The 12,869-nt window shown below is 61.2% G+C and carries 12 protein-coding genes; 8 read left to right on the forward strand and 4 right to left on the reverse strand.

Annotated elements, in window-relative coordinates:
* Complete coding sequence (locus ABSY17_RS02080; RefSeq protein ID WP_378941153.1) at positions 1-1,161, forward strand: acyl-CoA dehydrogenase family protein; 1,161 nt, start codon at positions 1-3, stop codon at positions 1,159-1,161.
* A 119-nt stretch (positions 1,162-1,280) separates the two neighbouring features.
* Here the strand turns inward: ABSY17_RS02080 and ABSY17_RS02085 are convergent, their stop codons facing one another.
* On the reverse strand, positions 1,281-1,784 hold the full coding sequence (locus ABSY17_RS02085) for an Lrp/AsnC family transcriptional regulator (protein WP_378941155.1): 504 nt from the start codon (positions 1,782-1,784) through the stop codon (positions 1,281-1,283).
* A gap of 116 nt (positions 1,785-1,900) precedes the next feature.
* On the opposite strand from ABSY17_RS02085, the gene ABSY17_RS02090 reads away from it, so the two are divergent.
* From ABSY17_RS02090 to ABSY17_RS02115, 6 genes are all read left to right on the forward strand, one after another.
* Complete coding sequence (locus tag ABSY17_RS02090; protein ID WP_378941157.1) at positions 1,901-2,173, forward strand: hypothetical protein; 273 nt, start codon at positions 1,901-1,903, stop codon at positions 2,171-2,173.
* Complete coding sequence (locus ABSY17_RS02095; RefSeq protein WP_378941159.1) at positions 2,170-3,408, forward strand: thiamine pyrophosphate-dependent enzyme; 1,239 nt, start codon at positions 2,170-2,172, stop codon at positions 3,406-3,408. Before ABSY17_RS02090 ends, ABSY17_RS02095 begins: the two co-directional genes overlap by 4 nt.
* A gap of 1 nt (position 3,409) precedes the next feature.
* On the forward strand, positions 3,410-4,423 hold the full coding sequence (locus ABSY17_RS02100) for an alpha-ketoacid dehydrogenase subunit beta (protein ID WP_378941161.1): 1,014 nt from the start codon (positions 3,410-3,412) through the stop codon (positions 4,421-4,423).
* A gap of 1 nt (position 4,424) precedes the next feature.
* On the forward strand, positions 4,425-5,747 hold the full coding sequence (locus ABSY17_RS02105; RefSeq protein ID WP_378941163.1) for a dihydrolipoamide acetyltransferase family protein: 1,323 nt from the start codon (positions 4,425-4,427) through the stop codon (positions 5,745-5,747).
* Between the two features lies 1 nt (position 5,748).
* On the forward strand, positions 5,749-7,146 hold the full coding sequence (lpdA, locus tag ABSY17_RS02110) for a dihydrolipoyl dehydrogenase (protein WP_378941165.1): 1,398 nt from the start codon (positions 5,749-5,751) through the stop codon (positions 7,144-7,146).
* 371 nt (positions 7,147-7,517) lie between these two features.
* Entirely contained in the window at positions 7,518-8,312 is a 795-nt protein-coding gene (locus ABSY17_RS02115) for an IclR family transcriptional regulator (RefSeq protein WP_378941167.1), read from the forward strand.
* A 169-nt stretch (positions 8,313-8,481) separates the two neighbouring features.
* On the opposite strand, the gene ABSY17_RS02120 is transcribed toward ABSY17_RS02115, so the two are convergent.
* Positions 8,482-9,582, reverse strand: a complete 1,101-nt coding sequence (locus tag ABSY17_RS02120; RefSeq protein ID WP_378941169.1) for an acyl-CoA dehydrogenase family protein — start codon at positions 9,580-9,582, stop codon at positions 8,482-8,484.
* A gap of 2 nt (positions 9,583-9,584) precedes the next feature.
* Positions 9,585-10,775: an acyl-CoA dehydrogenase family protein gene (locus ABSY17_RS02125; RefSeq protein ID WP_378941171.1), complete on the reverse strand. Its 1,191-nt coding sequence runs from the start codon at positions 10,773-10,775 to the stop codon at positions 9,585-9,587.
* A gap of 352 nt (positions 10,776-11,127) precedes the next feature.
* Here ABSY17_RS02125 and ABSY17_RS02130 point away from each other — a divergent pair, with 352 nt between their 5' ends.
* On the forward strand, positions 11,128-11,838 hold the full coding sequence (locus ABSY17_RS02130; RefSeq protein WP_378941173.1) for a TetR/AcrR family transcriptional regulator: 711 nt from the start codon (positions 11,128-11,130) through the stop codon (positions 11,836-11,838).
* Positions 11,839-11,859: 21 nt separating this feature from the next.
* Here the strand turns inward: ABSY17_RS02130 and ABSY17_RS02135 are convergent, their stop codons facing one another.
* The gene (locus ABSY17_RS02135) at positions 11,860-12,258 is read right to left on the reverse strand and encodes a MarR family winged helix-turn-helix transcriptional regulator (RefSeq protein WP_378941175.1); all 399 of its coding nucleotides are present in this window, start codon (positions 12,256-12,258) and stop codon (positions 11,860-11,862) included.
* Positions 12,259-12,869: the final 611 nt, after the last annotated feature.

The raw sequence follows: 12,869 nt of genomic DNA on the forward strand, positions 1-12,869 counted from the left end.
ATGGATTTCGAATACACTGCCACCCAACAGGAAATCCGGCTTGCGGTCCGCCGCATCTGTGACAAGTTCGGTCTCGACTATTGGCGCCAATGCGATGAAACGGAGGCCTATCCGAGCGAGTTCGTCCAGGAGATGACCTCTGCCGGCTGGCTCGGGGCGTTGATACCGGAAGAGTACGGCGGTTCGGGTGCAAGCCTTCTCGACGCGTGCGTCATCCTGCAGGAAATCAATCGTTCCGGAGCGAATGGCGCGGCGTGTCACGCACAAATGTATACGATGGCTGCTCTGCTTCGACACGGTTCCGAAGCGCAGAAACAGGCGTACCTGCCGCGGATCGCCGACGGCAGTCTCCGCCTGCAGGCATTCGGCGTTACCGAGCCCGACGCCGGCTCCAACACACTTGATATCCGCACCACCGCGCGCAAGGTCGATGGGGGCTACCGGATCAACGGCCAGAAAATCTGGACGTCGCGCTATCTGTTCTCGGATCTGTATCTGCTGCTGGCAAAAACGCCAACGGCCGAAAAGCCGGCTAAGAAAACAGACGGGCTCAGCCTGTTTCTCGTCGATATCAAGGCGGCCGGGGACTCCCTGAAGGCAACGCCGATCAAGACCATGCTCAACCACCATACTTGCCAGGTCTTCATCGACAATCTCTTCGTGCCGGAGGAGAACCTGATAGGCGAGGAAGGGAAGGGGTTCGGCTATGTCCTCGAAACGCTCAACGCCGAACGCCTTCTGGTCGCCAGCGAGTCGATCGGCGACGGCAAGTGGTTCATCGAGACCGCTTCGCGCTATGCTACTGACCGCGTGGTGTTCAATCGCCAGATCGGAGCCAACCAGGGGGTACAGTTTCCAATCGCCCGCGCCCACATCAACGTCGAGGCTGCCGAATTGATGCGCAACAGGGCTGCGGCCCTGTTCGACAGCGGAGCACCCTGTGGGCACGAAGCGACGACCGCAAAATACCTTGCGAGCGAGGCATCCTGGGAGGCAGCAGAAGCGACGATGACGACGTTCGGCGGCTACGGTTTCGCGGCCGAATTCCACGTCGAGCGCAAATGGCGCGAGGCGAGGCTTTTCCGTACGGCGCCGATTTCCAACAATCTCGTTCTGGCGCAGGTGGCCCAGCACGTCCTGGGTATGCCACGTTCATACTAGGGGCAGGGCCTATTGGTCCGATCGAAATGGTGTGGTCCATCTACAGATGGGCTCACACCATTTCGGTCAGACTAACAGGTCATGACTCCAGGGGTGGAGGTGGGCAGTCTGCGCATCCATCACCCAATGCCCAGCGGATCAACCGATATGTTCCGCTTGAGTGCACGCAGGGAGAAGGTCGTCCGCGAACTGCGGATTCCCTCGATGCGATAGAGGCGTTCCCGCAGGAACCGCTCATAGTCCGCCGTGCCGGCCACGGCGACCTTGACCAGGTAGTCGTATTCTCCCGTGACCAGATGCGCTTCCAGCACTTCGGGGATACGCGCCAGCGCCTCGCCAAACTGTTCCAGCACGCGCTCGTCATGATGCTGGAGAGTGATCTCGATGAAGGCGACATCGCCCAGGCCAATCGCCGCCTGGTCGATGACAGCCGTGTAGTGGTCGATGATTCCGTCTGCCTCAAGGCGCTTTACTCGCGTCCAGCAAGGAGACGGCGAGAGGCCGACCCGTTCGGCAAGCTCGTTGTTTGTCAGCCGTGCGTTGTCGCGAAGTGCTGACAGGATCTTGCGGTCGATGAGATCGAGGCGCGCAGGCAGGCGACGATTTCCGTAGGCAGAAGACATGTCGGCTCTCAATGCGAATACCAGAAGGATCCGCTGAAATTTCTATCACACAAGGAAAGTTCAGCACAACCTTTCAGAACTTGCAGAATATAGTCATTCACAGCGAGGAGGAGCCCGTGACAGACAAGAGCCAAACCGAACCCACACGCACCCTGACGGTGGCTGCTGTGGTGAATGATCCTTATGACGGGCTGATCCGCACGCTCTGCGAGGCCCAACGTTTCGGCTATGCGCTGGAGACCCTAAGTCTCGTGCCCCTGACCCCGCAGAGCTGGCAAATGGCTCTCAGTATCCGTGTGCCAGTCGAGTCCGACCCCAACTTCGTCAGATTGCGCCTGACCCGGCACGGCGCGGTCGTGGCAGCCAATGCCGAAATGGAGGTCGCATGACCATGCCCGGCGCCCCTTTTCCATCACTGCAGGTTCCCGAGCCACCGGCACGTCCCGGCGCCAAGGGAGACTATCGCCACCTGAAGTTCTCTGCCGCAGGCACGGTTGACCGGCCCGCGGTGGATGTCGATGTAGTTTCGCTAGCCGGCTATGCAAATACACTCGTCAGGGTGCTGGACGACGATGGCATTGCACAGGGGGCTTGGGATCCAAAACTCTCCGCTGATGCGCTCCGCGCCGGATTGCGGGCAATGCTCAAGACGCGCGCATACGACGCGCGCATGACGATGCTCCAGAGGCAGGGCCAGACTTCTTTCTACATGCAGTGCACTGGCGAGGAGGCGATTGCCTGCGCATTCCAGTCGGTCTTGCGCAAGGGCGACATGAACTTCCCGACCTATCGCCAGCAGGGCCTGCTCATTGCCCAGGACTGGCCGGTCGTCGACATGATGTGCCAGGTCCTGTCCAACTCCAGGGACCGCATGAAAGGTCGCCAGCTTCCGGTCTTCTATTCGGCGAAGGAGGCGGGCTTTTTCTCGATCTCCGGCAATCTGGGCACCCAGTATATCCAGGCCGTCGGTTGGGCCTTGGCAAATGCCATCCGCGGCGAGGACAGGATCGCGGCCGCCTGGATCGGCGACGGCGCGACTGCGGAAAGCGATGTCCACGCGGCGCTGGTGTTCGCCTCGGTCTATCGTCCCCCGGTTATTCTCAATGTCGTCAACAACCAGTGGGCGATATCGACGAACCAGGCCATCGCCGGCGGCACCCAGGCCACCTTCGCATCGCGAGCGCTCGGCTATGGCATCGCGCCTCTGCGGGTCGACGGCAACGACTATCTGGCCGTGCATGCTGCGACCGCTTGGGCTGCCGAGCGTGCCCGGAAAAACCTCGGGCCGACGCTGATCGAATGGGTCACCTATCGGGTGGCTCCGCATTCCACCTCCGACGATCCGTCTAAATACCGGCCGAAGGACGATCAATCGGCCTGGCCCCTTGGCGATCCGATCGAACGGCTCAAGCAGCACCTGATCCGGATTGGCGAGTGGAGCGAAGAGCGTCACCTGCAGGCCAGGGCGGAGCTGGAAGAAGAAATTGCCGAAGCTGCACGCGAGGCTCGAGGCTACGGAACGCTGCACGAAGGCAGCCGCGCCAGTCCCGCAACGATCTTCGAAGATGTCTACAAGGACATGCCGCGACACCTGCGCGAGCAGCGCCAGCAGATGGGATACTGAAATGGCCAGAAAAACCATGATCGAGGCGATCCGGGACGCCATGGACATAACCATGGAACGAGATCCCAACGTCGTCGTGTTCGGGCAGGACGTCGGCTATTTCGGTGGTGTCTTCAGGGCGACCGAGGGCCTCCAGAAAAAATTTGGCGCATCGCGCTGCTTCGACACCCCAATCTCGGAAACCGGAATCGTGGGAGCGGCCGTCGGCATGGCCGCAAACGGCTTGCGCCCGGTCGCCGAGATCCAGTTCGCAGACTACATGTATCCTGCCTACGACCAGATCGTGTCCGAGGCTGCCCGTCTGCGCTATCGCTCGGCGGGCGATTTCGTCGCTCCACTGGTCGTTCGTATGCCGTGCGGCGGCGGAATTTTCGGCGGACAGACGCACAGCCAGAGCCCGGAGGCCCTGTTCACCCATGTTGCGGGTCTCAAGACAGTCATTCCGTCAAATCCTGCCGATGCAAAGGGGCTCTTGATCGCCGCTATCGAGGACGACGATCCGGTGGTCTTCCTGGAGCCGAAGCGGCTCTACAATGGCCCGTTCGATGGCTACAATGATCGGCCGATCAGTCCGTGGTCGAAGCATGAATTGGGCGAGACGCCGGATGGTCACTATACCGTGCCGATCGGCAAGGCAGCGGTTCATCGCCAAGGCACCGAACTGACGGTTCTTTCCTACGGCACCATGGTGCATGTGGCTGGGGCTGCTGCCCTGGAGACGGGCATCGACGCCGAGATTATCGACCTGCGCACGCTGGTGCCGCTCGATATAGATTGCATCGTCCAGTCGGTCGAGAAGACGGGACGCTGCGTCATCGTTCACGAAGCGACGCGCACTTCAGGCTTCGGCGCGGAACTGGCCGCCGAGGTCCAGGAACGCTGCTTCTACCATCTCGAGACCCCCATCCTTCGCGTTACCGGCTGGGACACGCCGTATCCGCACGCACAGGAATGGGACTATTTCCCCGGACCTGCGCGCGTCGCGCGAGCATTCCGCCAAGCGATGGAGGCCTGACGTGTCGCTGCGAGTCGTAAAACTTCCGGATGTTGGCGAAGGAGTCGCCGAAGCCGAAATCGTCGAGTGGCATGTCAAGATCGGCGACGAGGTCACCGAGGACCAGATCCTGGCTGCGGTGATGACCGACAAGGCCACGGTCGAGATTCCGGCACCATTCACCGGACGCATCGTCGAACGCGGCCCCGACGTCGGTACAGTGATGGCAGTCGGTGCCAAGCTGGTGGCCATCGAGACGTCTGCTGCGGCAGTAGAGATGCAAGAGGTGGCCGCCGCTTCTGCCGAACCGCATGCGATCGCTGAGGCCCGAGCGGATGCAGCTTCGGCAGTCGCCCTCCCAAGGGAGGCCGGGCGCGACGCCGCCAGCGGGTCGCAGGCGTCTTTCGTGACTTCCCCCCTGACGCCGCCCGATAGGGAAACGCCTGTTCGCAAGGCTGGGGTAGACGCCAAGGCGGCAACGGCCAGACCGCTGGCCTCTCCATCCGTCCGGCGCCGCGCAATCGATCTCGGCGTCGATCTGAGGCTGGTTCCGGGTAAGGGGCCTGCAGGTCGTATTCGCCACGAGGATCTCGACGGGTTCGTCTCCGGTCATGGCTCCAGGCAATCGGTGCCCGTTAAGCCACGTGTGACCGAAGAGGTGAAGGTTGTCGGCCTGCGCCGCCGCATCGCGGAACGGATGGCCGAGGCCACGCGCCGGATCGCTCACTTCTCCTATATCGAAGAGGTCGACGTCACGGCGCTGGAAGAGCTGCGTCGTCATCTCAACGAGCGGCACGCTGCGACGCGGGGCAAGCTGACCATCCTGCCTTTCGTTCTGCGCGCCATCGTCATCGCGGTCGAAGATTTCCCGCAGATGAATGCGCTTTATGACGACGAGCGTGAAATCGTGACGCGGCATGGTTCCGTGCATGCTGGTATCGCAACCCAGACCCCCTCCGGACTGATGGTGCCGGTCATTGCCAACGCCGAAGCATTGGGACTCTGGGAGTGCGCTGGCGAGATCCGGCGGCTGGCGGCGGCGGTCCGGGACGGCTCGGCAAAGCGCGAAGAGTTGTCCGGCTCGACGATCTCTATCACCAGCCTCGGCGACCTCGGCGGTATCGCTACCACGCCCGTCATCAACCGGCCGGAGGTTGCGATCGTCGGCATCAACAAAATCGCGGTCAGGCCCGTCTGGCAGAACGATCGCTTCGCTCCACGCAGCATCATGAATCTGTCCTCGTCGTTCGACCACCGCGTCATCGACGGCCACGACGCCGCCCGCTTCATTCGTCGCATCAAGGAACTGATCGAGTTGCCTACGATGCTGTTCCTGAAGGACTGACATGGAAGAGATCGTCACCAAACTCATCGTGATCGGCGGCGGTCCCGGAGGATACGTCACTGCGATCCGCGCCAGCCAATTGGGTGTGCCGACCATACTCGTCGAAGAGACGCAACCCGGTGGCACGTGCCTGAACATTGGCTGTATACCTTCGAAGGCGCTGATCCACGTGGCGGAAGCCTACCACCAGGCCCGCAGCCGGGAGGCGCAATCGCCATTCGGCCTGAGCGTATCGGGTGCCCAGCTCGATTTCGGCAAGTCCATCGCCTGGAAGGACGGGATCGTCGCTCGCCTCACTTCCGGCGTGACCGGGCTTTTGAAGAAGTACAAGGCAGCCTTGCTGATCGGCCGCGCTGAACTGATCGACGGCAAGACGGTGGTCGTACAGTCGGCCACCGGAGCGAAACGTATCCGTGCCGAGCATGTCGTCATCGCCACCGGATCGCGTCCGGCCGCACTGCCCAACCTCCCCTTTGGTGACAAGGTGATCAGTTCGACCGAGGCCCTCTCGTTGAATGGTGTCCCGGCGTCCCTTGCGATTGTCGGCGCTGGCTATATCGGGCTCGAACTCGGAACTGCCCTCGCGAAGCTGGGTGCTAGCGTCACCGTGGTCGAGGCCACTGACAAGATCCTCCCGACATGGGACGCCGAACTGACCCGTCCGGTGGCGGCTCGGCTTGAAGCGCTGGGAATACGGGTCCTGACCGGCGCCCGCGCGCTCGGCCTATCCACGAAGGACGGTTCCCTGGAGGTTCTCGAAAACGGCGCAGTGCACGCTACCGCGTTGTCGGTGGACAGGATCCTGGTTGCGGTTGGACGCAGGCCTCGCACGGAAGGCTTCGGTCTCGATAGGCTCGATCTCGACATGGATGGCTCCTTCATTCGCGTCGACGACCGTTGCATGACATCGATGCGGGACGTCTGGGCGATCGGCGACGTGACCGGCGAACCCATGCTGGCGCATCGTGCCATGGCGCAGGGAGAGATGGTGGCCGAATTGATTGCAGGACGGCGCCGGCGCTTCGACCCTGCCGCCATCCCGGCCGTATGCTTTACCGATCCCGAAATCGTATCGGCTGGCCTGTCGCCGGCGGACGCGAAGGCTGCCGGGCACGAGGTGGTGGTCGCAACCTTCCCGTTCGTAGCCAATGGCAGGGCGATGACCCAGGACGACGATGCCGGATTTGTCCGCGTTGTCGCCAATGCCCTCGACGAGAGGGTCCTTGGCATTCAGGCCGTCGGTCGAGAAGTGTCGGAACTGTCGGCGACCTTCGGTCTGGCGCTCGAAATGGGAGCCCGCCTGCAAGACATCGCCGCGACCATCCATACCCACCCGACACGGGGCGAAGCCTTGCAGGAAGCCGCGCTGCGTGCACTGGGACACGCGCTGCATCTGTGAGGCGACACGGCTGCCGGTGCTCTGATTTCAGGCGACAATTCCGAGGGCGGAGATGACAAGCCTCCGCTGCCAACAGCCAAGGGCAGGTGCAGGCTTGTTCAGTCTCGAGCCAGGCACGCTGATACGACGCTCAGTTGCGTCAATGTCTGTCGGTATAGGCTCGCGCTATACGCCAATAAGAAGTATCACTCATTAAAAGTCCTAGTTCAGGCTCTGGTCGAATTGCCTAATCGGCAAACGGTGATATCCTGTTCTCCACCTGATCAGGAACCCTCTTTTGAGGAGGCAGGAATTCAACGTCTGCAAGGCCGCCTTGGAAGTGGCGCGAAATTTGGAAATAACTGAAATAATTCATAAGGTTGGTGTTTGTCATGTTTCTTGCGCATGCTAGCGTGGAAGACGATTCATCGACGGTGAAATCGGCCCGTCGTGCTCTCCAAATTCTGGAGTACATGAAAGAGATACGGCGCCCAGCGGGGACGACCGATATCGCAATGGCACTCAGTTGCCCGATATCTAGCACCTCGGCCTTATTGAAATCGCTCGCAAGCCTCGGCTACCTGCTCTTCGATCGACGGTCACGCACCTACCAGGCAAGTGTACGTGTCGGGCTTCTCGGCGGCTGGAGCTATGAAGGTGCCCTCAATCCGGTCGACGTCGACAACGTCATGGAGCGGCTGGCAGATGAAACGTCCTGCGCAGTGTTTCTGGCAACGCGCAATGATATCCATGTCCAGTATGTCAAGGTCGTGCCCGGCAGGCAGCGACTGGCACTGCCTGCTATCGGCACCAAGCTGTATCTGACCCAGACGGCTGCGGGCATGCTCATGATGACTGTCGAAGAGGACCATGTCATCGAGAAGATGGTGCGGCGGATGAATGCCGAGATGCCGTCCGAACAGGGAAAGATCGGAGTGCGGGAGACCGTCGAGCGTATCGGATCAATGCGGGCGAGAGGCTATGCTCAGGTCGCAGGTGAGGGCGCGCGTAGCCCTTGCGTCGTCGCAAAATTGATTGGTGCTCAGAGTACACAATTGCTGGCCATGGGCATCCTGGCGAGCAGGGAAGAGTTCTCCTCGAGGGCCCCCTCGTTGGTCAACGCGCTGGATGATGCGGTTTCTTCGTTGTCTCCGATGGGCCACCAGGACTTTCGCGTCGTTTCCTGACGCATGCTGTGAAGGTGTTTTGGGTGTCTTCTAGAGTGTTGTGTGTCCGGATGGACGCACAAAAGACGCTCTAAGTCTTTGAAACCGCACATAGGCCCGAAAATCGACTATGATTTTCGGGCCTATGTGCTGGGGCCCGGACCCCGGATCGAACCCATCGTCCAGCAGTTCATGCCATTCCCTGCCCGTAGGCGGCAAGGAAGTAGTCGGAATTTCCGAACTGTGCTTCGAGCACGCGCGCTCGCCGGTAGTAGTGCGAGACGGGCATCTCGTCGGTCATGCCCATTCCGCCGTGAAGATGGAGGCATTGCCCGGCCACAGAGCAAGCGACAGCACCCGCTTGCACCTTGAGCCCGTAGGCAGCTTGCGCGCGCGCGGCCGGGGCAGCTGACACGACCGAGAGCGCTCCGAGAAGCGATGCCCTCAGTTGCTCTATCTCGACGAAAATGTCCGCAAGCCTATGCTGCAGTGCTTGGAATTCGACCAGGGCCCGGCCGAATTGCTGGCGCGTCCTGAGGTATTCCTGCGTCTGCTCGAAAGCCGCTTCGCACAGGCCCAGGGCCTCGGAACCGATCGCCAGCAGCGCGATGAAGACGACGTTGGCCTTGGCAGCCTTTGCGCTCGCAGGCTCGACGACCAGTTCTCCAACGGCTCCATTCAGGTCCACGTCGGCTGCCCAGTCGTTGTCAATCGTACGCAGCGGATGGATGGCGACGCCAGCCTGCTGGGGATCGACAGAGAAAAAGGCCAATTCGCCGTCCAGAAGCGCGGAAACAAGAAGCCGGTCGGCGAACTGGGCTGAATGAACCAGGCGCTTCCTGCCGGTCAACAATGTACCGGCCGGGGATGGCGAAGCGACCGTCGATACGGCATCGAGTATGCCACGTGAACCCGGTTCGGCGTGCGCCAACGCAGCGCGAACTGAACCGTCCGCGATGGATCCCAGCAGTGCACTCCCATGCTCGGTCCCGGCTTCCCTCAACGCGGCAGCGCAGAGATTGGCCGGCAGGAAGGGTCCGACATAGAGCGCGCGTCCCATCTGCTCGGCGACAACAGAGAGTTCGATTTCCGAACCGCCCAGGCCGCCTTCTTCCTCCGGCAGCCAGACGCCGAGCCACCCGAGTTCAGACAGCTTGCTCCACATGCCGGGATCCCCGGGCGCTGTTTCCGCAATCAGCGCCCTGCGCCGATCGAATGCATACTCGTCTCGCAGGAAGCGTTCGGCGCTGTCCCGCAACAGCCTTTGCTGCTCGTCCAACCGCAAGTCCACGCTCATCTCCTCGAAAGTTGCTTGTAGATAATGCTGCGCTGAACCTCTGATGTGCCGGCATAGATGGTGCCTGCGCGCCGGTAGAGGAACTGCGCCATCAGCCCAGGCGCCTCACTGGAATACCAGGTTGGCAAGTCGGCGTCCGAACCGTTCGGTTCGGGATAGTAGGCGATCGCATCGGGACCGAGCGCGTCGAGTGCCAGCCCAAGAATGTCCTGCTGCAGCGAGCACCCCTTGAGCTTCAGCGCCGACGCCGCTGCGGCAGAATCCGGGCCGCTGCCGTACAGCATCGCCAAGACACCCCATTCGAGGGCGCGCAGATCGATCTCCAGCCTGGCGGCGCGACGTCGGAAATCCGGTGTGTCGAAAACCGGTACGCCGTCCTGGCGCGCTTCCTTTGCGATATCCATCGTGCGACGAAACGCACGCTTGGAATGATGGATGAACGAATTGACCGTCCGCTCGTTCTCGAGAAGGAATTTCGCGTAGCTCCAGCCCTTGCCTTCCTGGCCGACCAGGTCCTTGGCCGGCACGCGGACCTGGTCGATGAAGACCTCATTGACCGTATGGCCGCTGTCCAGCGTCCTGATTGGGCGAACGGTGATACCTGGATCACGCATATCCAGCAGCAGGAACGATATGCCTTCCTGTCGCATGGCTTCCTGGCTGGTGCGCGCAAGGCAGAACATCATGTCTGCGAAGTGGCCTTCGGTGGTCCAGATCTTGCGTCCGTTGACAACGTATGAGTCGCCGTCGCGCACTGCACGCGTCTGCAGCGAGGCCAGGTCGGATCCTGCCCCGGGTTCGGAGAAGCCCTGGCACCACAGCGTCTCAGCCGACAGGATCTTGGGCAGGTACTTTGCCTTCTGCTCGTCGGAGCCGAAGGTGTAGATGACGGGTCCCACAAGTCGGGTCCCGAACGGGCTGGTGGGTGGGGCATCGGCCGCCGCGCACTCGTCATCGAATATGAACTGCTGGAGCGGACTCCAACCCGTCCCGCCAAACTCGACCGGCCAGTGCGGCGCTGCCCAGCCGCGCTCGTTGAGGATGGCCTGCCAAGTTTGCAGGTCCTCCTTCTTCGGATGGTATCCACGGGCATATCGCTGTGCGATGTCGCCCGGCAGGTGCTTCCTGATGAAGTCGCGGACTTCCTCACGGAATGCGGTGTCCTCGGGGGAGAAATCAAAGTTCATCTTCTCTCAGCCGCCTCCGAATTCCTTGCGTTGAACCAGCCGATATCGACAGCGGCACCGTCGGTCCAGCACTAGCGGACCTGCCTCGGATACATTCCGCGTATGTGAAAACGTGCTGCAGCAGGTGGGGGAGTGGTGCGCGAGGGCCGGCTTTCGCGACCGTGGCCGGTAGGCCAACGACCGGCACTCCGGCAATTCATGTAATGGACATGGAAACGGGCACGTTAACGCAGCCTTTGCAGGCTCGGCTCTATGCGCCGATCTGGTTGTGCGGCTTGCTTATTAATGTCAGGATTCGGCGAAGGTGCGAGCGCTCGGCAACCAGAGCTGGCTCAAAGGAGATATTGAGGCGATGGCCGTGAAAAACCGCAGACGACGGCTGACGAAAGAGGTCCGGGAGAGCCAGATACTCGATGCCGCAGCGGAACTCTTTCGCGAGAAGGGTTATTATACTACTTCAACGAGTGAGATCGCGCAGAAGGCCGGCGTGGTCGAAGGGACCATCTTCCGGTACTTCGCAACCAAGCGTGACCTGCTTTTCAAGGTGGCCGAGAGTGCCTATCTGGAAACGATCGCCGACTACGACAGCCAGCTCCAAGGCATTGCCGGAACATGGAACCGGCTGCGCTACCTGATCTGGCGGCATCTCAAAGGCATCCACGACCAGCCGGCAATCCATCGGCTCATCCAATACGAGATCAAACACGATCCGGAATATCGATCGTCCCGAATCTTCCAGCTGAATCGCGCCTACACGCGGCGCACGACCGAGACCATCGAAGCTGCGATCAGGAGCGGCGAGTTCATTTCCTCAATTCCTGCAACTTTGGCGCGTGACGCCATATATGGTGCGATAGAGCACCATGTGTGGCGGTTTGCTCGCGGTGAAGCGCCGCTGGACATCGATGAGACAGCCGATCAGACCACGAACCTGATCTATCGCGCGCTGGTGGCACCGAGTAGTCAGACAGTCGCGACCGACTTGGTGGCGAGGATCGACGAACGCCTGGCGCGCATCGAAACAACGCTCGACCGTCAGGCGCTCGCAGCCGGCGACAAGTAGCTTGCAGGCGGCGGGGGCCTGCTACAAACCCTCATCGATCCGCCTGAAGCTGGCGAGCAGGCACTCGAGCAGGCGCTGCAGTGCCATCTGATCCTCTACCGTGAAGCTGCTTGCTGCGTTCATGTAAAAGTCCAGGATCGGCAGGGTTACCCGCTGCCAGCATTCGGTTCCAGCGGGCGTGAGCCTGAGTTTGCGGGAGCGGCCGTCATGCTCATCAACAACGCGTTCGACATATCCGCGCCTTTCGAGCCGCTGCAAGACGCCGGCGAGGTTCTGCCGGCTGACCATCAGGAAGCTCGCAAGCTCGTTGACCGCCATTCCCGATTGCGCTTTTGGCCGTGCCAGCGAGCCTATCACCGCCCATTGCGAAGCGGTGACGTCGTGCTGCTCCAGCGCGCGCGCTCCAATCTTGTTCATCATGTTCGACGCCTGGTAGAGGCGAAAGAACGTCCGGTTGGTCAGGTCTCGCAAAGTGGGGGCGAGCTCCGAATTTGAACCGCGGGCTGACTTCGGCATTTCCATCCCTGTGATATGTCAATCTATTGGCGCAAATTATCCTAGTGGCACAAAAGTTGACGGCAGCGCTAGCGGCCAGTGCAAGACTTGAAGTACCCACCACAGGCGTCATGCTCCCGTGGGGCGTCACATCGTCCAGGTCCACAAGGCCATCGTTTCCATCTTCTGACTATCGCGCTCCGGCGGAGGGAGGCGCTATGCGATGGATTTTGGATGGCGGCGCCACGACGGAAGATGCAATCCTTCGAACGATGCAGGAAGATTCAAGAGAGCCTGAGAGCGCTTTCGAAGTGATACTGCATTAGCCAGAAGTCAGTCGCCAAGTGGGACGGGCGGCCTTCAGTCATGTGCCGACTGGCCTATGCGATCGTCTGCTTCCACGCCGACTTTGCCACGGTGCGAGCCGCCGAGGGCAGGCAGTATCTGCTCGGGGGGCGCACCTGCGTCCGTCCGCAGCCGCTTCAAGATGAGATTTTCCGTCCGTCCTCGGCCATGAAGGCAGTGGCTTTTCTACA

Origin of the sequence: Mesorhizobium sp. ANAO-SY3R2 (assembly GCF_042466635.1) — a bacterium.
GTDB lineage: Bacteria > Pseudomonadota > Alphaproteobacteria > Rhizobiales > Rhizobiaceae > Aminobacter.